The following is a 19,440-nucleotide window of genomic DNA, read 5'->3' on the forward strand; positions in this document are numbered from 1 at the left end:
TCCGTGCGGTCATGAGAAGGGGGACACCCGTCGCCTCGGCGAATCCGGTGTCCCCCTGCCTCGTACGGGCTGCTAGTCGCGGGCCGCGGTCAGGTGCTCCGCGTGCTCCTGGAGGGAGCGCACGCCCACGTCGCCGCGGTTCAGCGCGTCGATGCCCTGGACGGCCGCGGCGAGCGCCTGGACCGTGGTCAGGCACGGGACGCTGCGCGCCACGGCCGCCGTGCGGATCTCGTAGCCGTCGAGGCGGCCGCCGGTGCCGTACGGGGTGTTGACGATCAGGTCGACCTGGCCGTCGTGGATCAGCTGGACGATGGTCTTCTCGCCGTTCGGGCCCTCGCCCTCGCTGAGCTTGCGCACCACGGTGGCGTTGATGCCGTTGCGGCGCAGCACCTCGGCGGTGCCGGAGGTGGCGAGCAGCTCGAAGCCGTGGGCGACGAGCTCGCGCGCCGGGAAGATCATCGAGCGCTTGTCGCGGTTGGCGACGGAGATGAAGGCACGGCCCTTGGTGGGCAGCGGGCCGTAGGCGCCGGCCTGCGACTTGGCGTAGGCCGTGCCGAAGACGGAGTCGATGCCCATGACCTCGCCGGTGGAGCGCATCTCCGGGCCGAGGACGGTGTCCACGCCGCGGCCGTGGATGTCGCGGAAGCGCGACCACGGCATGACGGCCTCCTTGACGGAGATCGGCGCGTCGAGCGGCAGGGTGCCGCCGTCGCCGGTCTTCGGGAGCATGCCCTCGGCGCGCAGCTCGGCGATGGTGGCGCCGAGCGAGATGCGGGCGGCGGCCTTGGCGAGCGGAACCGCGGTCGCCTTCGAGGTGAAGGGGACGGTCCGGGAGGCCCGCGGGTTGGCCTCCAGCACGTAGAGGATGTCGCCCGCCATCGCGAACTGGATGTTGATCAGGCCGCGGACGCCGACGCCCTTGGCGATGGCCTCGGTGGAGGCGCGCAGGCGCTTGATGTCGAAGCCGCCGAGGGTGATCGGGGGCAGGGCGCAGGCGGAGTCGCCGGAGTGGATGCCGGCTTCCTCGATGTGCTCCATGACGCCGCCGAGGTAGAGCTCGGTGCCGTCGTACAGGGCGTCGACGTCGATCTCGATGGCGTCGTCGAGGAAGCGGTCGACCAGCACGGGGCGGGTCGGCGAGATCTCGGTGGACTCGGCGATGTACGACTCGAGGCGGGCCTCGTCGTAGACGATCTCCATGCCGCGGCCGCCGAGCACGTAGGACGGGCGGACGAGGACCGGGTAGCCGATCTCGTCGGCGATCGCCTTCGCGCCCGCGAACGTGGTGGCGGTGCCGTGCTTGGGCGCGGGCAGGCCCGCGTCGGCGAGCACCTGGCCGAAGGCGCCGCGGTCCTCGGCGGCGTGGATGGCCTCCGGCGGGGTGCCGACGACGGGGACGCCGTTGTCCTTGAGCGCCTGGGCGAGACCGAGGGGGGTCTGGCCGCCGAGCTGGACGACGACACCGGCGATCGGGCCGGCCAGCGACTCGGCGTGGACGATCTCCAGCACGTCCTCGAGCGTCAGCGGCTCGAAGTACAGGCGGTCGGAGGTGTCGTAGTCGGTGGAGACGGTCTCCGGGTTGCAGTTGACCATCACGGTCTCGTAGCCGGCGTCGCTGAGGGCGAAGGAGGCGTGGACGCAGGAGTAGTCGAACTCGATGCCCTGGCCGATGCGGTTCGGGCCGGAGCCCAGGATGATGACCGCGGGCTTCTCGCGGGGCGCGACCTCGGACTCCTCGTCGTACGAGGAGTAGAAGTACGGGGTCTTCGCCGCGAACTCGGCGGCGCAGGTGTCGACCGTCTTGTAGACCGGGCGGATGCCCAGCGCGTGGCGTACCTCGCGGACGACGTCCTCGCGCAGGCCGCGGATCTCGGCGATCTGGGCGTCGGAGAAGCCGTGGCGCTTGGCCTCGGCGAGCAGCTCGGGGTAGAGCTTGTCGGCCTCGGCGAGCTCGTCGGCGATCTCCTTGATGAGGAAGAGCTGGTCGACGAACCAGGGGTCGATCTTCGTGGACTCGAAGACCTCTTCCTGGGTGGCGCCGGCGCGGATGGCCTGCATGACGGTGTTGATGCGGCCGTCGGTCGGGCGGACCGCGGTGGCGAGCAGCTCGTCCTTGTCGCCGACGGGCCCGGTGAAGGTGAACTGCGAGCCCTTCTTCTCCAGGGAGCGCAGCGCCTTCTGCAGGGCCTCGGTGAAGTTGCGGCCGATGGCCATGGCCTCGCCCACCGACTTCATGGTGGTGGTGAGGGTCGCGTCGGCGGCCGGGAACTTCTCGAACGCGAAGCGCGGGGCCTTGACGACGACGTAGTCGAGGGTCGGCTCGAAGGAGGCCGGCGTCTTCTCGGTGATGTCGTTGGGGACCTCGTCGAGCGTGTAGCCGATGGCCAGCTTGGCGGCGATCTTGGCGATCGGGAAGCCGGTGGCCTTCGAGGCGAGCGCCGAGGACCGCGAGACACGCGGGTTCATCTCGATGACGATGACGCGGCCGTCTTCGGGGTTGATCGCGAACTGGATGTTGCAGCCGCCGGTGTCGACGCCGACCTCGCGGATGATCGCGATGCCGATGTCGCGCAGCCGCTGGTACTCGCGGTCGGTCAGCGTCATCGCCGGGGCGACGGTGATCGAGTCACCGGTGTGGACGCCCATCGGGTCGAAGTTCTCGATCGAGCAGACGACGACCACGTTGTCCTTGGTGTCGCGCATCAGCTCGAGCTCGTACTCCTTCCAGCCGAGGATCGACTCCTCCAGGAGCACCTCGGTGGTCGGGGAGAGCGTCAGGCCCTGGCCGGCGATCCGGCGCAGTTCCTCCTCGTTGTGGGCGAAGCCGGAACCGGCGCCGCCCATGGTGAAGGAGGGCCGCACGACGACGGGGTAGCCGCCGAGGGTCTCGACGCCCCCGAGGACGTCCTCCATCGAGTGGCAGATGACCGAGCGGGCGGACTCGCCGTAGCCGATCTTGCCCTTGACGGCCTCGACGACGCCCTTGAAGAGGTCGCGGTCCTCGCCCTTGTTGATGGCCTCGACGTTCGCGCCGATGAGCTCGACGCCGTACTTCTCCAGCACACCCTGCTCGTGCATGGAGATCGCGGTGTTCAGCGCGGTCTGGCCGCCGAGGGTGGGGAGCAGCGCGTCGGGGCGCTCCTTCGCGATGATCTTCTCGACGAACTCGGGGGTGATCGGCTCGACGTACGTGGCGTCGGCGATCTCCGGGTCGGTCATGATCGTCGCGGGGTTGGAGTTGACCAGGATGACCCGCAGGCCCTCGGCCTTGAGGATGCGGCAGGCCTGGGTGCCGGAGTAGTCGAACTCGGCGGCCTGGCCGATGACGATCGGGCCGGAGCCGATGACCAGGACGGACTGGATATCGGTGCGCTTAGGCACGCTCGGCCTCCATCTGGGTGGTGCTCATCAAAGACGTGAAGCGGTCGAAGAGGTACGCGGCGTCGTGCGGGCCCGCGGCCGCCTCGGGGTGGTACTGGACGGAGAAGGCCGGCTGGTCGAGCAGCTGGAGGCCCTCCACGACGTTGTCGTTCAGGCAGACGTGCGAGACCTCGGCGCGGCCGTAGGGGGTCTCGGACACCTTGTCGAGGGGCGCGTCGACGGCGAAGCCGTGGTTGTGCGCGGTGACCTCGACCTTGCCGGTGGTGCGGTCCTGCACCGGCTGGTTGATGCCGCGGTGGCCGTACTTCAGCTTGTAGGTGCCGAAGCCGAGCGCGCGGCCCAGGATCTGGTTGCCGAAGCAGATGCCGAAGAGCGGGGTCTTGCGGGCCAGGACGCCCTGCATGACGGAGACCGCGTGGTCGGCGGTGGCCGGGTCGCCCGGGCCGTTGGAGAAGAACACGCCGTCGGGGCCGACCGCGTAGACGTCCTCGATGGTCGCGGTGGCGGGGAGCACGTGCACCTCGATGCCGCGCTCGGCCATGCGGTGCGGGGTCATGCCCTTGATGCCGAGGTCGACGGCGGCCACGGTGAACTTCTTCTCACCGATGGCGGGGACCACGTAGGTCTCCTTGGTGGCGACCTCCGCGGAGAGGTTCGCACCCGTCATCTCGGGGGCCTGGCGGACCTTCGCGAGGAGCGTGCCGTCGTCGGCGAGCGCGTTGCCGGAGAAGATGCCGACGCGCATGGCGCCGCGCTCGCGCAGGTGGCGGGTCAGGGCGCGGGTGTCGACGCCGGAGATGCCGACGACTCCCTGCTTGACGAGCTCCTCGTCCAGCGAGCGCTGGGAGCGCCAGTTGGAGGGGATGCGGGCGGGGTCGCGTACGACGTAGCCGGACACCCAGATGCGGGAGGACTCGGGGTCCTCGTCGTTGACGCCGGTGTTGCCCACGTGCGGGGCGGTCATCACGACGACCTGGCGGTGGTACGACGGGTCGGTGAGGGTCTCCTGGTAGCCGGTCATGCCCGTGGAGAACACGGCCTCGCCGAAGGTCTCCCCGTGGGCGCCGTAGGCGCGGCCCCGGAAGATCCGACCGTCCTCCAGGACGAGAACGGCGGGAGTTTTGTCTGCTCCCCTGGTGGAGGTCGTCATCGTTCGGCGCCTTCCCTCGTGATGGATTGGTTCATGAGATTGACGGCTTCGACCCAGGCGGCGTGTTCGGCCGCGCGGTCGGAGCGGAATCCGGAGTCGATCAGCTTGTCGCCGTGCGCCCATGTGACGACGAGCAGACCGCCCTCGGTGAGTACCTTGCCCGCGATTCCCTTGTCGAGGCGGGCGCCGCGCAGTTGCGCGGCCGGTACGAAGAAGTCGGTGGCACCCGGTCGGACCACGTCGAGGCCCGCGTCGGTGAGCGTGAGCTCCACCCGGCTGCGCACCCCCAGACCGTGGGCGACGATCCGGTCGAGCCATTGGCCGGCGGTGGTAGACCCGTGGTAGCGGCCGGTCAGGGCCAGCCGGTGCGCGGGGAGACCGTCGGGGGCGGCGGGGAGCTCCGGCAGGTCGTTCTGCAGGGCTCCGCGCCATTTCCAGCCTTGCCGCATCAGCCAGTACACGAAGGCGATGAAGACGGCCAGGCCGATCACCCACGCCATGCGGGCGCCGAAGCTGGTCACCTCCGCCGACTGTCGCTCGGCGGCCTCGGCGGCCAGTTGGATTACTGCAGGTGTCACGCCAGCGTCCCGTCCATGACCGTTGCCCGGCCCCGCAGGAAGGTGTGGGTGACGCGCCCCGGCAGCTCACGGCCCTCGTAAGGCGTGTTGCGGCTGCGGGAGGCGAAGTGTGCGGGGTCCACGACACCACGGTACGAGGTATCGACCAAGGTCAGGTTGGCGGGTTCACCTGCCGAGACGGGACGGCCGTGGTGGTCCAGGCCGCCGATGCGCGCCGGGGCGAAGGACATCCGCTCGGCGACGCCCGCCCAGTCGAGCAGCCCGGTCTCCACCATCGTCTGCTGGACGACGGAGAGGGCGGTCTCCAGGCCGACCATGCCCATGGCGGCCGCGGCCCACTCGCAGTCCTTGTCCTCGTGCGGGTGCGGGGCGTGGTCGGTGGCCACGATGTCGATCGTGCCGTCCGCGAGGGCCTCGCGCAGGGCCAGCACGTCCTTCTCGGTGCGCAGCGGCGGGTTGACCTTGTAGACCGCGTTGTACGAGCGCACGAGCTCGTCGGTGAGGAGGAGGTGGTGCGGGGTGACCTCGGCGGTGACGTCGATGCCGCGGGACTTGGCCCAGCGGACGATCTCGACGGAGCCGGCGGTGGAGAGGTGGCAGATGTGCACGCGGGAGCCGACGTGCTCGGCGAGGAGCACGTCGCGGGCGATGATCGACTCCTCGGCGACGGCCGGCCAGCCGCCCAGACCCAGCTCGGCGGAGACGACGCCCTCGTTCATCTGGGCGCCCTCGGTGAGCCGGGGCTCCTGGGCGTGCTGGGCGACGACGCCGCCGAAGGCCTTCACGTACTCCAGGGCGCGGCGCATGATCACGGCGTCGTCGACGCACTTGCCGTCGTCGGAGAAGACGGTGACGCGGGCGGCGGAGTCGTGCATGGCGCCCAGCTCGGCGAGCTGCTTGCCCTCGAGGCCGACGGTGACGGCGCCGATGGGCTGCACGTCGCAGTAGCCGGACTCCTTGCCCAGGCGCCACACCTGCTCGACGACGCCGGCGGTGTCGGCGACGGGGAAGGTGTTCGCCATGGCGAAGACGGCGGTGTAGCCGCCGGAGGCGGCGGCGCGGGTGCCGGTGAGGACCGTCTCGGAGTCCTCGCGGCCGGGCTCGCGCAGGTGGGTGTGCAGGTCGACGAGGCCGGGGAGGAGGACCTGGCCGGCGGCCTCGATGACCGTCGCGCCGTCGGCGGACAGGTTCTGCCCGACCTCGGCGATGGTCTCGCCGTCGATCAGGATGTCCTGCGCCTCGCCGCCGAGTACCTTCGCGCCACGGATCAGGATCTTGCTCATGGTTACTTGCTCTCCTCGGTGCGCGCGGCGGGGGTGGTGGTGACGGCGGGCTCGGAGCCTCCGAGCAGCAGGTAAAGGACGGCCATCCGGGTGGAGACGCCGTTGGCGACCTGCTCGACGGCCGTGCAGCGGTCGGAGTCGGCGACCTCGGCGGTGATCTCCATGCCGCGGTTCATCGGGCCGGGGTGCATCACGATGGCGTGCTCGGGCATCTTCGCCATGCGGTCGCCGTCGAGCCCGTACCGGCGGGAGTACTCGCGTTCGGTCGGGAAGAAGGCGGCGTTCATGCGTTCGCGCTGCACACGCAGCATCATCACCGCATCGGACTTCGGCAGCACCTCGTCCAGGTTGTACGAGACCTCGCAGGGCCAGCTCTCGACGCCGATCGGGACCAGGGTCGGCGGGGCCACCACGGTGACCTCGGCGCCGAGCGTGTGGAGCAGCTGCACGTTGGAGCGGGCGACGCGGCTGTGCAGGACGTCGCCGACGATGGTGATCCGGCGGCCGGCGAGGTCCTTGCCGAGGCCGGCGTCGCGGCCGACGAGGCGGCGGCGCATGGTGAAGGCGTCCAGCAGGGCCTGCGTGGGGTGCTCGTGGGTGCCGTCGCCGGCGTTGACCACGGCCGAGTCGATCCAGCCGGAGGTCGCGAGCCGGTAGGGGGCGCCGGAGGCGTGGTGGCGGATGACGACCGCGTCGGCGCCCATGGCCTCCAGGGTCAGCGCGGTGTCCTTCAGGGATTCGCCCTTGGAAACCGAGGAGCCCTTGGCGGAGAAGTTGATGACGTCGGCGGAGAGCCGCTTGGCGGCCGCCTCGAAGGAGATCCGGGTGCGGGTCGAGTCCTCGAAGAAGAGGTTGACGACGGTGAGGCCGCGCAGCGTGGGCAGCTTCTTGATCGGCCGGTCCGCGACGCGGGCCATCTCCTCGGCGGTGTCGAGGATCAGGACGGCGTCGTCGCGCGTGAGATCGGCGGCCGAGATGAGGTGGCGCTTCATCTGGATGGCTCCGTAGGTCAGGAGGGCAGGCTGGCTGGCGGGGTTTCGGGCAGGGCAGCCGAACGGGGCACCACGAGGGGGGCGTCCGCGCAGGGCGGGTCAGGGCAGACTTCGGCGCGGACCCCGTGGGGGCCCGGGGGTGCGCAGGGGCTACTGCCCGGCTGCCCGGGCGGTCCGCTGGCCGAGCAGCACGGCGTCACGGCCGTCCTCCTCCTGGAGCTGGACCTTGACGGTCTCCCGCAGCGACGTGGGGAGGTTCTTGCCGACGTAGTCGGCGCGGATCGGCAGTTCCCGGTGGCCACGGTCGACGAGGACGGCGAGCTGCACGGCGCGGGGGCGGCCGAGGTCGCCGAGGGCGTCGAGGGCGGCGCGGATGGTGCGCCCGGAGAAGAGGACGTCGTCGACGAGGACGACGAGGCGGCCGTCGAGGTCGTCACCGGGGATCTCGGTGCGGCCGATCGCGCGGGCTGGCTTCATCCGCAGGTCGTCGCGGTACATGGTGATGTCGAGGGAGCCGACCGGAATCTTCGTACCGGTGATCTCTTCGAGCTTGGCGGCCAGCCGGCGGGCGAGGTACACACCGCGGGTGGGAATGCCGAGGAGCACCACGTCGTCGGCGCCCTTGGCGCGTTCGACGATCTCGTGGGCGATCCGGGTCACCACCCGGGCGATGTCCTGCGCTTCGAGAACGGAGCGCGCGGCATCGGTGTTCTGCTGGGTGTCCATGAAAAGGACCTCCTTCTCCGCCTCACGGGACGGACCTTAAAGGACGTCTGATGTACGCCTCACAGGATAGCAGGGGCGGCCGGCCGGGCCCGCACCGGCCCGGCGCGGGGGAGCTCCCACGGGGCTCCTGGGGCCGTTCCCGAGGGGGCGACGGTGACCATTCGGCTTGACGCGGCCAAGTAACGCTGCGTAACCTCACAGTGAGTTACCAGCCGCGCGGCGGAGCCGCATGTCAGCCATGTAGTCACAGCGTCACAGCGTCCGGGAGCGTTATGTCCAGCGAATACGCCAAACAGCTCGGGGCCAAGCTCCGCGCCATCCGCACCCAGCAGGGCCTCTCCCTCCACGGTGTCGAGGAGAAGTCGCAGGGCCGGTGGAAGGCCGTGGTGGTCGGTTCCTACGAGCGCGGGGACCGCGCCGTGACCGTCCAGCGCCTTGCCGAGCTGGCGGACTTCTACGGGGTTCCGGTGCAGGAACTGCTGCCGGGTACGACGCCGGGCGGGGCCGCCGAGCCGCCGCCGAAGCTGCGCCTCGACCTGGAGCGCCTGGCGGGCGTGCCCGCCGAGAAGGCCGGCCCGCTCCAGCGGTACGCGGCAACGATCCAGAGCCAGCGCGGCGACTACAACGGCAAGGTGCTGTCGATCCGCCAGGACGACCTGCGCACGCTGGCCGTCATCTACGACCAGTCCCCCTCGGTCCTGACCGAGCAGCTGATCAGCTGGGGCGTGCTGGACGCGGATGCGCGTCGCGCCGTGGCCCACGAGGACGTCTGAGTCCCCGGTCCCAGGACCAGCAGAAACGTACCGGCGGGTGCCGGGAGCCCGAGAGGGTTCCCGGCACCCGCCGTTTTCGCGTTCGAAGTCCGCGCGGCCGCACACAAACGGAGGGCCCGCAGCGCGCGTGCGCTGCGGGCCCTCCGTGGTCGCCGATCGGCCGGGGGCTACTCGCCCCGGCGCAGGCTCGGCTTCAGGTCCTTGAAGCGGGCCAGCAGCCCGTTGACGAACGAAGGCGAGTCGTCCGTCGAGAACTCCTTGGCCAGCTGGACGGCCTCGTCGATGGCCACTGCGTCCGGGGTGTCGTCCACCCAGATCAGCTCGTAGGCACCGAGCCGCAGGATGTTGCGGTCCACGACCGGCATGCGGTCGAGTTCCCAGTCCACGGCGTAGGTGACGATCAGGTCGTCGATCCGGTTCACCTTGTCGGCGTACCCCTCGACGAGATCCATCGTGAAGGCGCTGACCGGCGGCTGCCGGTCGTCCGACCGGGCGTGGCGGATCCAGTCCGCGAGGACCTCGCGCACGGGCACCCCGCGTTGGTCGGCCTCGAACAGGATCTGGAAGGCGCGCTTGCGCGCGTTGCTCCGGGCAGCCACGGTTAGCTGCTCACCCGGCCGAGGTAGTCGCTGGTGCGGGTGTCGACCTTGACCTTCTCGCCGGTGTTGACGAAGAGCGGGACCTGGATCTCGTGGCCCGTCTCGAGCTTCGCCGGCTTGGTGCCACCGGTGGAGCGGTCGCCCTGGACGCCCGGGTCGGTGTGCTCGATCACGAGCTCGACGGCGGCGGGGAGCTCGACGTAGAGCACCGAGCCCTCGTGCTGCGCCACCGAGGCGGTCATGCCCTCGATGAGGAAGTTGGCGGAGTCGCCGACGGCCTTGCGGTCGACCATCAGCTGGTCGAAGGTCTGCATGTCCATGAAGACGAAGTACTCGCCGTCCATGTACGAGAACTGCATGTCACGCCGGTCGATCGTGGCGGTCTCGACCTTCGTGCCGGCGTTGAAGGTCTTGTCGACGACCTTGCCGGAGAGCACGTGCTTGAGCTTGGTGCGCACGAAGGCCGGGCCCTTGCCGGGCTTGACGTGCTGGAACTCGACGACGGACCAGAGCTGGTCACCGTCGAGCTTGAGCACCATGCCGTTCTTGAGGTCGTTCGTGGAAGCCACGGTTGCGGAATCTCCTGCACTGGAAGACCACGGGTGCGCGCACAGTCCGGCGGAGCGGACTAGAGCGCGAGCAGCTCCTTGGTCGTAATGGTGAGTAGCTCGGGACCGCCGTCCGCCTCGGGGCGCACGACGAGCGTGTCATCGATCCGGACACCTCCCCGGCCCGGGAGGTGAACCCCCGGTTCGACGGTGACCGGCACGCAAGCGTCCAGTTTACCCATTGCCGTAGGTGCAAGCTGCGGGTCCTCGTCGATTTCGAGACCCACACCGTGTCCGGTCGACGCGGCGAGCGCCTCCCCGTGGCCGGCGGAGTCCAGTACCGACCGTGCCGCATGATCCACATCACGGTACGCGGCCCCGGGCAGGAGCGCCTCGCGCCCGGCGCGCTGAGCGGCGAAGACGAGGTCGTACAGCTCGATCTGCCAGTCGGCGGGGGTGGTGCCGATCACGAAGGTGCGGCCGATCTCGCAGCGGTAGCCGCGGTAGTTGGCCCCGAGGCAGACGGAGAGGAAGTCACCCTCCTCGACCCGGCGGTCTGAGGGCCGGTGCCGGGGGCGGCCGGAGTGCGGGCCGGTGCCCACGGAGGTCGGGAAGGCGGGCCCGTCCGCCCCGTGGTCGACGAGGCGCCGCTCCAGCTCCAGCGCCAGATGGCGTTCGGTACGGCCGACGAGGATGGACTCCAGCAGCTCACCGAGGGCCTGATCGGCGATTTCGGCGGCGATGCGCAGGCAGGCGATCTCCTCCTCGTCCTTGACGAGGCGCTGCTGCTCCACGGCGGTGCCGAGGTCCGCGAGGCGCAGCTTGGGCGCCACGGAGCGCAGGGCCCGGTGCCGGGCCACGGTGAGGTGGTGCTCCTCCACCGCGAGGGAGTCGGCCCGCAGCGCGGCGGCCATGTCACCGGCCGCGACGGCCGGGTCCCCGCCGGGGCTCGCCAGCACGGAGACCCTGAGCCGGTCGTCGAGCCGCCCCTCGTCCACCTCGCCGGTGGGTGCGCTGCCGCAGAACATCACGTCTTCGGCGGGCCCGACGAGCAGGACGGCACCGAGGGGGGAGGCCCCGGAGAGGTAGCGGACGTTCGCCGGACGCGTGATCAGCGCGGCGGCGTTCCCCGCGGCGGCACAGCGGTCGCGAAGCGAGCTCCGGCGGGCGGCGTACACGTCTGACATGTCTTCGAGCGTACGAGTGCCTCGCGCATCCGTCCTGGTGAGCGCGTCCGGACGGGGCCGGCCCCGATCCCCCGGGCGGGCCCGGTTCGCCTCAAACGCCGGCGGGGCTGGGGTGGTGCCCTTGGGGCGGGGCCCCGTTCCCCGGGCCGGGTGCGGTTCGCCTCAAACGCCGGCGGGGCTGGGGTGGCGCCCCCGGGGCGGGGCCCCGGTCCCCCGGGCCGGTGCGGTTCGCCTCAAACGCCGGCGGGGCTGGGGGGTGCCCTCCGGGCGGGGCCGGAGCGGGGCTCGGGGCGGTGCCCCTCCGGAGTGTCTCCTCGGCTCGCGCACGAAGGCGTGCTTCGACATGTTCCAGGGGGTTGCGCGCTCGTCCTGCGGGGACACTCCGGCGTGTCCCCACCCCAAGCCCCACTCCGGCCCCGCCCGGGCCCGGCTTGGAATCCACTCCCCCGCACACCGGGCCGGGCCCTGGTGCCTGCTGGTGGAGCGGGGGCACTCCGGGATGTCCCCGCAGGACGAGCGCGCAACCACGCTGAACTGCTGGTCCGTGCCTTAGTGCGCGAGCCGAGGAGACGTCCCGGAGGGACCCCGCGACCCCGACCGGCAAAGTCGCTCCGCCCGGAGGGCACCACCCCAGCCCCGCCGGCGTTTGAGGCGGAACCGCCCCGGCCCGGGGATCGGGGCCCCGCCCCGGGGCATTCCAGCCTCGCCGGCGATTGAGGCGCGGGGTCTGGGGCGGAGCCCCAGCAGCGGGACCCGACCGGCGGTCAAACCCCGCCCCGGGGGCACCACCCCAGCCCCGCCGGCGATTGAGGCGCGAAGAGCGGGGCGGAGCCCAGCCGCGGCGGCGAGCCGAGGAAGACCGGTCAAGCCAGCGCACGCGCCAACGTTTCGTCGAGCGCCCGCGCCGTCCCCTCCACATCAAGATGCGAGTTGTCGATGATCGGCAGACCGGAGCCGTACCAGCCCGCCATCCGCCCGTGGATCCGCGCGACCTCCTCGTCGGAGAGCCGCCGGTTGCCGGAGCGTGCGGCGTTGCGCTCCAGGACGATTTCCAGGCCGGGCAGGAGGACCACCGGCAGCAGCGCGGGGCCCACGTGCCGTTTCCAGCCGCCCAGGCCGACGACCGGCCGGTCGGGGAAGACGGCGTCGTCGAGGATGCAGGAGATCCCGTTCGCCAGGTAGTTGCGGGCGGCGAAGCCGCAGGTGCGGCGGGCGAGGCGGTATTGGGCCTCGGAGTGCTCGTTCCAGCCCGCCTGCGGGTCGGCGAAGCCGGAGCACACCCACTCGCGGACGTCGTCGAGGCTGACGTGCGCGGTCGGGACCGGCCTGGTGCTGGCCCAGTGCCGGGCCACGGTGGTCTTCCCCGCGCCGGCCGGGCCGATCAGCAGCACGGCGAGGGTGGCCGCTCCGGTGCCCGGCACCGCGGGCGGCAGCGGAACGTGCCCAGTGGCCTCCGGTACGGGCGTCACCGGCTGCGACGGCGGCCCGGCGTGGTGGGCGTGCGGCGGCGGCATCCCCGGCCAGCCCTGCGCCGGAGGTATCGGCGGTTGCGGAGGCGCCGCCGGACGGGGTCCCGACTGCCCCCAGCCCGCGCTCGCGCCCCCCACTCCTTGCTGCATCCGCTGCCACTCCGTCTCGTTCCGGCGACTGATGCGAGAACGTTATATGACCCCGGAGGCCCGGCGGTCCACCAGCACCGCCGGGCAGGGCGTCAGAGGGAGATCTCGTCCGCCAGCGCGCGCAGCGCCAGCCGGTAGGAGCCGATGCCGAAGCCCGCCACCGTCCCGGTCGCCACCGAGGCGATGACCGAGGTGTGCCGGAACTCCTCGCGGGCGTACGGGTTCGAGATGTGCACCTCGATGAGCGGCGCGGTGCGCTGCGCGGCCGCGTCCCTCATCCCGTACGAGTAGTGCGTGAAGGCCCCCGGGTTGATGACCACGGGAATCTTGCCGTCCGCCGCCTCGTGCAGCCAGCGGATGATCTCGCCCTCGTCGTTGGTCTCGCGGACCTCGACGTCGAAGCCGAGCTCCTCGCCCAGCGTCCGGCAGCTGTCCACCAGCCCTGCGTACGAGGTGGCCCCGTACACATCGGGCTCGCGCGAGCCGAGCCGGCCCAGGTTCGGGCCGTTCAGCACCAGCACCCTGCGGCTCACGCGGACACCTCGCCGTAGGCGGCGATCAGGTGCGCCGGGTCGGGGCCCTCCAGCACCGTGGGCTTGCCCAGTCCGTCGAGGACGATGAAGCGCAGCAGGTTGCCGCGGGACTTCTTGTCGACCTGCATGGTCTGGAGCAGCTTGGGCCACTGGTCACCGCGGTAGGTCAGCGGCAGGCCGACGGCGGCGAGGATCTCCTTGTGGCGGTCGGCGGTGGCGTCGTCGAGGCGGCCCGCGAGCCGGCCGAGTTCGGCGGCGAAGACCATGCCGACGGACACGGCCGCGCCGTGCCGCCACTTGTAGCGCTCGTTCTTCTCGATGGCGTGCGCGAGGGTGTGGCCGTAGTTGAGGATCTCCCGCAGGCCCGATTCCTTGAGGTCGCTGGAGACGACGTCGGCCTTGACCTGGATGGAGCGGCAGATCAGTTCGGCGGTGTGCGGGCCCTCGGGGGTGCGCGCCGCGGCCGGGTCGGCCTCGATCAGGTCGAGGATCACCGGGTCGGCGATGAATCCGGCCTTGATGATCTCGGCGAGGCCGCTGACGTAGTCGTTGACCGGCAGCGAGTCCAGCGCGGCCAGGTCGCAGAGCACGCCGGCGGGCGGGTGGAAGGAGCCCACCAGGTTCTTGCCCTCGGCGGTGTTGATGCCGGTCTTGCCGCCGACGGCCGCGTCGACCATCGCGAGGACGGTGGTCGGTACGGCGATCCAGCGCACGCCGCGCAGCCAGGTGGCGGCGACGAAGCCGGCGAGGTCGGTGGTGGCTCCCCCGCCGACGCCGACGATGACGTCGGTGCGGGTGAAACCGGACTGGCCGAGCGCCTTCCAGCAGTAGGCGGCCACCTCGGCCGTCTTGGCCTCCTCGGCGTTCGGCACCTGGATGGCGACCGCCTCGTAGCCCTGCTCGGCCAGGTCGTCGCGCAGTGCCTCACCGGTCGAGGCCAGCGCCTCGGGGTGGATCACGGCGACCCGCTGGGCCTTCGTACCGATCAGGGAGCCGAGCTCGCCGAGCAGCTGCCGGCCGACGAGCACGTCGTACGCGTCATGGCCGGCGCTCGCGCCGACGTGGATCCGCGTCACCTGGTCTGTCATACGTCCTTCAACTCCAGAGCGTCGAGGACCGCCTGGGCGACCTCTTCGGGGGTGCGGTCGTCGGTGGCCACCACGACGCGCGCGACTTCGGTGTACAGGGGCCGCCGGGCGTCCATCAGCTCGCGCCACTGGCGGCGCGGGTTGACGGCGAGCAGCGGGCGCGCGGCGCCGAGGCCGACGCGCCGTACGGCTTCCTCGACGTCCATCGACAGATAGGCGACGGGGAGGCCGGTGAGCAGCGTACGGGTTCCCTCGTCGAGGACCGCGCCGCCGCCGAGGGCGAGGACTCCGGTGTGCTCGGCGACGGCGGTGGCGACCGCCTGCCGCTCCAGCTCACGGAAGTACGGCTCGCCCTCGTCGACGAAGATGTCGGAGATCTCCCGGCCCTGGGCCGCGACGATGTCCGCGTCCGTGTCCCGGTAGGGGACGCCGAGCCGTTCGGCGAGCAGCGCCCCCACCGTGGACTTGCCGGACCCCATGGGCCCGACGAGGACGACCAGAGGTCCGCCCGTCACCGGATCTGCAGGTTGTCGAGGTACGACCGGACGTTGCGGCGGGTCTCGGGGACGGAGTCGCCGCCGAACTTCTCGACGACCGCGTCGGCCAGGACCAGGGCCACCATGGCCTCGGCGACGATGCCCGCGGCCGGGACGGCACAGACGTCGGAGCGCTGGTGGTGCGCCACCGTCGCCTCACCGGTGGCCACGTCCACGGTCGCCAGCGCGCGCGGCACGGTCGCGATGGGCTTCATGGCGGCCCGTACGCGCAGCAGCTCGCCGGTGGTCAGACCGCCCTCGGTGCCGCCGGAGCGGCCGGAGGTCCGCTTGAGGCCCTCGGGGGTGGAGACGATCTCGTCGTGCGCCTTGGAGCCGGGTACGCGGGCGAGCTCGAAGCCGTCGCCGACCTCGACGCCCTTGATGGCCTGGATGCCCATGAGCGCGGCGGCGAGGCGGGCGTCGAGGCGCCGGTCCCAGTGGACGTGGGAGCCGAGGCCGACGGGCACGCCGTAGGCGAGCACCTCGACGACACCGCCGAGGGTGTCGCCGTCCTTGTGGGCCTGGTCGATCTCGGCGACCATCGCCTTGCTCGCGTCGGCGTCGAGGCAGCGCACCGGGTCGGCGTCGAGCTTCTCGACGTCGGCGGGGGTCGGGAGGACTCCGTACGGGGCCTTGGCCGCGGCCAGTTCCACCACGTGGGAGACGATCTCGATGCCGGCGGCCTCCTTGATGAAGGACCGGGCGATGGCTCCGAGGGCGACGCGGGCGGCGGTCTCACGGGCGCTGGCGCGCTCCAGGATCGGCCGGGCCTCGTCGAAGCCGTACTTCTGCATGCCGGCGAGGTCGGCGTGGCCGGGCCGGGGCCGGGTCAGCGGCGCGTTGCGGCCGGTGTCCTTCAGCAGCGAGGGGTCGACCGGGTCGGCCGACATGACGGTCTCCCACTTCGGCCACTCGGTGTTCCCGATCATGACCGCGACCGGCGAACCCAGCGACAGCCCGTGCCGGACGCCGCCGAGGAAGGTGATCTCGTCCTGTTCGAACTTCATCCGGGCACCGCGGCCGTAGCCGAGCCGGCGCCGGGCCAGGTGGTCGGCCACCAGCTCGGTGGTGACCGGGACGCCGGCGGGAAGCCCCTCCAGCGTCGCTACCAGCGCCGGTCCGTGCGACTCCCCGGCGGTCAGCCAACGCAACCTGCTCAACGATGCTCCTCATGCTCGCGCCTGGTAAAGCGAGGGCGCGATCGGGTGCGCGGCCCGGACCCGCCTCACCCGATCCTCCCATGTCCGGAGGGGTTCAACGGGCCCCGGTCCAACTATCGGACGCCTTGTCCGTCAGGTGACCCGACCACGGCACTGCGCGGGGCGGCGGAACCTGCGAGTCCGAAAACGATCAGCCGGCGTGACGGGAGGCCAGCGCCCGCTCTCCCGCAGCCCTCATGGCGGCCAGCGGGCCCGGGGCGCGGCCCGTCATCTGCTCGACCTGGAGCACGGCCTGGTGGACCAGCAGGTCCAGCCCGCCGACGACTTCGCCGCCCCGGCGGGACCAGGCCGCCGCGAGGGCGGTGGGCCAGGGGTCGTAGAGGACGTCGAAGAGGGTGCCCGGCGCCTGCGGTACGGACGCGGCCAGGGCGTCGGTCGTACCGGCCGGTGTGGTGGCGATCACCAGCGGCGCGGTCAGCGCCTCGGCCGCCTCGGACCAGTCCGCCGTGCGTACGGCGACGCCGAGCCGCTCGCCCCACTGCCGCATCTCGTCGGCGCGGGCGCGCGAGCGGACGTACGCGGTGACCTCGCCGGTACAGATCCGCGAGAGCGCGGCGAGCGCCGAGGAGGCGGTGGCGCCGGCGCCGAGGACGGCGGCGGACGGCACCTTCTCGACGCCGCGCTCGTGGAGCGCGGAGACGATGCCGGGGATGTCGGTGTTGTCGCCGAGGCGGCGGCCGTCCTCGGTGAGGACGACCGTGTTGACCGCCTCGACGGAGGCGGCCGTGTCGCTGATGACGTCGAGCAGCGGGATGATCGCCCGCTTCAGCGGCATGGTCAGCGACAGCCCGGCCCATTCGGGGCCGAGACCGGCGACGAACCCCGGGAGCGCGGCCTCGTCGATCTCGAAGCGGTCGTACGACCAGTCGTCGAGGCCGAGCTCCTGGTAGGCGGCGCGGTGCAGCACCGGTGAGAGGGAGTGCTCGATGGGCGAACCCAGCACCGCGGCCCTTATCCGTGACATGTCCTGCTACCCGCCGTTCTTCTGCTTCTGCCGCTCGAGGAACTCCGCGACCAGCGTCTGGTGCTCTTCGTAGGTCTTGGTGAAGGTCGTCTTGTCGCCGTCGACCGACACGAAGAACATCCAGCCGCCGTGGTCGGGGTTGAGCGTAGCGTTCAGCGCGTCCGCACCGGGGTTCCCGATCGGGCCGGGAGGCAGGCCCTTGACGAAGTGCGTGTTGTAGGGGTGGTCGAGCGCCCTCGCCTCCTTGATGGAGAAGTTGATGTCGCTCTTGCCCTTGATGTAGTTGTACGTCGAGTCGAACTCGAGCTTCTGGTTCGTGACGTCGTTGGTCTTCTTGAGGCGGTTGTAGACGACCTCGGACATCTTCCGGAAGTCCTCGTGGTTCTTGCCCTCGGCGTTGACGAGGCTGGCGACCGTGACCACCTGGAGCGGGTTCTCCAGGCCCAGCTCCTTGGCCTTGCCCTCGATGCCGAGCTCCGCGTACTTGTCGGTCGCGTTCTTGATCATCTGCTTGAGCAGGGACTCGGGGGTGCTGTCCTTGCTGAGGTCGTAGCGCGCCGGGTAGAGGAAGCCCTCGAGCGGGTCCATGAGCTTGGGGTTGTTGCCGGCCCAGGCGGGCAGTCCGAGGTTCTTGGCCTCGCGCTGGGCGATGTCCCGGGTGGTGCCGTCGGGCTTGCCCAGCTTCTTGTCGATCGCCTCGTACACCTTGGCGTTGCGCCAGCCTTCGGCGACGGTGATGACGTTCAGCTTGCTCGGGTCGATCATCAGGGCGACGGCGGCCGCGGCCGACATCTTCTTCCTCATCGGGTAGACACCCGGCTGGATCGACTTGCCCTTGGGGTTGGCGCCCGCGGCGTCGACGAAGGCCTGGGCGCTGGCGACCACGCCGGCGTCCTTGAGGATCCGGCCCATCTGGCCGAGGCCCGCGCCCTTGGGGATCTCGACGTCGACGACCTCGTCGGTGCCCTCACCCGCGAAGTCCTCGGCGGCGCCGAACCTCGCCTTGAGGTAGCTGTAGCCGTAGTAGCCGCCCCCGCCGACCACGCCGATGATCACGACGGCGGCGATCAGGCAGGCCATGCCGCTGCGCTTCTTGGGCTTGCCGCCCTTCGAGCGGCCGGAGCGGCGGCCGCCGCCGGGCTCGTCGCCGTCGTCGCCGCCGCGGCCACCGCCGCCGGCGATGAACGAGTCCTCGGACTCCTCCTCGTCGGCTTCCTCGACCGGTTCCGGTTCCAGGTGGCGCCGGCCCGGGGGCCGCGGAGGCGGGTAGGCGTCGTCCGTGCCGTAGAGGTCCGGGGTCTCGCCGGGGTAGACGGGGACGGGCTGCGAGGCGTACGGGTCGGCGGCGACGTACGGGTCGACCTGCACCGCTCCCGTGTACTGGCCCTGGCCGGTGTCCCAGCCCTGGCTGTCGTACACCGGCTGGTGCGGGGCGTAGCCCTGGTGCTGCTGCTCGACGTACTGCGGGTGCTGCGGGTGCTGCGAGTACGGCTGGTGGGGCTGCGTCGGGTAGGGCTCCTGGTACTGCGGCTCCTGCGGATACTGCTGCTGCGGGTACTGCTGCTGCGGATCGCCGCCGTAGGGCGCCTGGCCCTGCTGGGTCTGGTGCCCGGTCCACCCCTGGTCCCCGTACAGGGGATCCTCAGGGTGCCACGGTTCGGAGCCTCGGCCCCGGCCATACTCAGTCATCGGTCCCCTAGAGCCGCGAGACGAAGGCCACGGATTCCGGCTTCCGTGGGCGACGGCTGTTCGAATGCCGTCTCATCGCGCGGAACGTTACCGTATCGCGATCAGACAACCACTTCGACGCACTCACCGGGCGGATTACCTGATACCCGTTCGGTCTCAAGAGCGTTCTGAAGGATCACCACTGCGGCTGCCTGGTCGATGACCGACCGGCCCTTCTTCGCGTTCCTGCCGGAGGCCCGCAGCCCCTGGGCGGCGGTGACCGTGGTCATCCGCTCGTCCACCAGACGGACCGTCACCGGCTTGATGCCCTTCGCGAGTTCGTTCGCGAAGGCGCGCACCTTGGCCGCGGCCGGCCCTTCCCGCCCGCTGAGCGAGCGGGGCAGGCCGACCACGACTTCGAGGGGCTCGTACTCCTCGACGAGCTGCCGCAGCCGCCGGTGGGCGAAGGGGATGTCCCGTCCCGGAACGGTCTCCACCGGTGTGGCCAACACCCCATCGGGGTCGCACGAGGCGACTCCGATGCGGGCGTCCCCCACGTCGATGGCGAGCCGGCGGCCGCGGCGCAGTGTCATCG

Annotated in this window: 18 protein-coding genes; 1 reads left to right on the top strand and 17 read right to left on the bottom strand. The window is 71.3% G+C overall.

Going from position 1 to position 19,440, the window contains the following annotated elements; all coding sequences use genetic code 11:
- Positions 1 to 72 precede the first annotated feature (72 nt).
- The 6 genes from carB to pyrR form a co-directional block, all read right to left on the bottom strand.
- A complete protein-coding gene (gene carB / locus ACIP5M_RS28315) occupies positions 73 to 3,381 on the bottom strand; it encodes a carbamoyl-phosphate synthase large subunit (protein ID WP_401201963.1) in 3,309 nt (1,102 codons plus the stop codon).
- Positions 3,374 to 4,531, bottom strand: a complete 1,158-nt coding sequence (gene carA / locus ACIP5M_RS28320) for a glutamine-hydrolyzing carbamoyl-phosphate synthase small subunit (RefSeq protein ID WP_401201967.1) — start codon at positions 4,529 to 4,531, stop codon at positions 3,374 to 3,376. The genes carB and carA overlap by 8 nt, the downstream gene beginning before the upstream one ends.
- Positions 4,528 to 5,109, bottom strand: a complete 582-nt coding sequence (locus tag ACIP5M_RS28325; RefSeq protein WP_401201969.1) for a hypothetical protein — start codon at positions 5,107 to 5,109, stop codon at positions 4,528 to 4,530. Before ACIP5M_RS28325 ends, carA begins: the two co-directional genes overlap by 4 nt.
- A complete protein-coding gene (locus ACIP5M_RS28330) occupies positions 5,106 to 6,392 on the bottom strand; it encodes a dihydroorotase (RefSeq protein WP_401201971.1) in 1,287 nt (428 codons plus the stop codon). Before ACIP5M_RS28330 ends, ACIP5M_RS28325 begins: the two co-directional genes overlap by 4 nt.
- Before the next feature lie 2 nt (positions 6,393 to 6,394).
- Positions 6,395 to 7,384: an aspartate carbamoyltransferase catalytic subunit gene (locus ACIP5M_RS28335; protein ID WP_401201973.1), complete on the bottom strand. Its 990-nt coding sequence runs from the start codon at positions 7,382 to 7,384 to the stop codon at positions 6,395 to 6,397.
- A gap of 150 nt (positions 7,385 to 7,534) precedes the next feature.
- Positions 7,535 to 8,110 (bottom strand): bifunctional pyr operon transcriptional regulator/uracil phosphoribosyltransferase PyrR, encoded by a 576-nt coding sequence (gene pyrR, locus ACIP5M_RS28340; protein ID WP_401201975.1) that lies wholly within the window; start codon positions 8,108 to 8,110, stop codon positions 7,535 to 7,537.
- A 272-nt stretch (positions 8,111 to 8,382) separates the two neighbouring features.
- Here pyrR and bldD point away from each other — a divergent pair, with 272 nt between their 5' ends.
- Positions 8,383 to 8,883: a transcriptional regulator BldD gene (gene bldD / locus ACIP5M_RS28345; RefSeq protein WP_030026184.1), complete on the top strand. Its 501-nt coding sequence runs from the start codon at positions 8,383 to 8,385 to the stop codon at positions 8,881 to 8,883.
- Positions 8,884 to 9,050: 167 nt separating this feature from the next.
- Here bldD and nusB read toward each other — a convergent pair whose 3' ends face one another.
- The 11 genes from nusB to ruvX all read right to left on the bottom strand — a co-directional run bounded on the left by nusB (position 9,051) and on the right by ruvX (position 19,438).
- Positions 9,051 to 9,482 carry a transcription antitermination factor NusB gene (gene nusB / locus ACIP5M_RS28350; protein ID WP_048477873.1) on the bottom strand — a complete coding sequence of 144 codons (432 nt, stop codon included), beginning with the start codon at positions 9,480 to 9,482 and terminating at the stop codon, positions 9,051 to 9,053.
- Positions 9,483 to 9,484: 2 nt separating this feature from the next.
- Positions 9,485 to 10,051, bottom strand: a complete 567-nt coding sequence (gene efp, locus ACIP5M_RS28355; RefSeq protein ID WP_401201977.1) for an elongation factor P — start codon at positions 10,049 to 10,051, stop codon at positions 9,485 to 9,487.
- 59 nt (positions 10,052 to 10,110) lie between these two features.
- The gene (locus ACIP5M_RS28360; protein WP_401201979.1) at positions 10,111 to 11,217 is read right to left on the bottom strand and encodes an aminopeptidase P family protein; all 1,107 of its coding nucleotides are present in this window, start codon (positions 11,215 to 11,217) and stop codon (positions 10,111 to 10,113) included.
- Positions 11,218 to 12,080: 863 nt separating this feature from the next.
- A complete protein-coding gene (locus ACIP5M_RS28365; protein ID WP_401201981.1) occupies positions 12,081 to 12,836 on the bottom strand; it encodes an AAA family ATPase in 756 nt (251 codons plus the stop codon).
- 92 nt (positions 12,837 to 12,928) lie between these two features.
- Entirely contained in the window at positions 12,929 to 13,369 is a 441-nt protein-coding gene (gene aroQ, locus ACIP5M_RS28370) for a type II 3-dehydroquinate dehydratase (protein WP_401201982.1), read from the bottom strand.
- Positions 13,366 to 14,457 carry a 3-dehydroquinate synthase gene (aroB, locus tag ACIP5M_RS28375; protein WP_401201984.1) on the bottom strand — a complete coding sequence of 364 codons (1,092 nt, stop codon included), beginning with the start codon at positions 14,455 to 14,457 and terminating at the stop codon, positions 13,366 to 13,368. The genes aroQ and aroB overlap by 4 nt, the downstream gene beginning before the upstream one ends.
- Positions 14,454 to 14,972 (bottom strand): shikimate kinase, encoded by a 519-nt coding sequence (locus ACIP5M_RS28380; RefSeq protein WP_401201986.1) that lies wholly within the window; start codon positions 14,970 to 14,972, stop codon positions 14,454 to 14,456. The genes aroB and ACIP5M_RS28380 overlap by 4 nt, the downstream gene beginning before the upstream one ends.
- Complete coding sequence (gene aroC / locus ACIP5M_RS28385) at positions 14,969 to 16,153, bottom strand: chorismate synthase (protein WP_401201988.1); 1,185 nt, start codon at positions 16,151 to 16,153, stop codon at positions 14,969 to 14,971. Before aroC ends, ACIP5M_RS28380 begins: the two co-directional genes overlap by 4 nt.
- Positions 16,154 to 16,343: 190 nt before the next feature.
- Positions 16,344 to 17,177 (bottom strand): shikimate dehydrogenase, encoded by an 834-nt coding sequence (locus tag ACIP5M_RS28390; protein ID WP_401201990.1) that lies wholly within the window; start codon positions 17,175 to 17,177, stop codon positions 16,344 to 16,346.
- Positions 17,178 to 17,183: 6 nt separating this feature from the next.
- Positions 17,184 to 18,866, bottom strand: a complete 1,683-nt coding sequence (gene mltG, locus ACIP5M_RS28395; RefSeq protein WP_401201991.1) for an endolytic transglycosylase MltG — start codon at positions 18,864 to 18,866, stop codon at positions 17,184 to 17,186.
- 101 nt (positions 18,867 to 18,967) lie between these two features.
- Positions 18,968 to 19,438 (bottom strand): Holliday junction resolvase RuvX, encoded by a 471-nt coding sequence (gene ruvX, locus ACIP5M_RS28400; RefSeq protein WP_030028999.1) that lies wholly within the window; start codon positions 19,436 to 19,438, stop codon positions 18,968 to 18,970.
- Between the last annotated feature and the right edge of the window lie 2 nt (positions 19,439 to 19,440).

This window comes from Streptomyces sp. NPDC088762 (assembly GCF_044750905.1).
Lineage (GTDB): Bacteria > Actinomycetota > Actinomycetes > Streptomycetales > Streptomycetaceae > Streptomyces.